1 tRNA gene and 1 pseudogene are annotated in these 489 nt (G+C 54.2%); both read left to right on the forward strand.

The features are described from left to right. Positions 1-61 precede the first annotated feature (61 nt). A tRNA-Ser gene (locus AC1DH9_RS30860) sits at positions 62-149 on the forward strand. Positions 150-267: 118 nt separating this feature from the next. Then, positions 268-489, forward strand: a pseudogene (locus AC1DH9_RS30865) (hypothetical protein); the annotation flags it as partial.

Below are 489 nucleotides of genomic sequence, written 5' to 3' on the forward strand. Positions count from 1 at the left end.
GCTATGCAGAGAGTTTGACAGTGTGTTTCATTCAGGTATTATGGCGCCCGCAACGCAATACGGAGGTGTGGCCGAGTGGTTTAAGGCAACGGTCTTGAAAACCGTCGACTGTAACAGGTCCATGAGTTCGAATCCCATCGCCTCCGCCATCTTATGTACGACAAAGCCCTGATTATTCAGGGCTTTGTCGTTTCTGGGGTTTGAAAATCTGCGCTGCTTTTGGGGGGCGTTACAAAACTATTTGGCATCGGCTGGAGTGACTGTCAAATGAAGGTTTCTATCCTCACGGTCATCGCCCTCTATTGCATTGGCACCAGCGCAGCGTTTGCTGATGGCTCGCGGGCAACAAGCAACAGACACGGGCCGGCAGGCATCGCGGTCGGTGAGCCCTTGACCTTGGTCAGCTATGCAATGGCTCAGGCGAAGCTGGGTGAGCCGGTCACTCTCGACGAGTTGTCGGGACTGCTCAACAAATTCCGCCGCTTCACC

The organism is Pseudomonas sp. 05T35 (genome assembly GCF_056396605.1).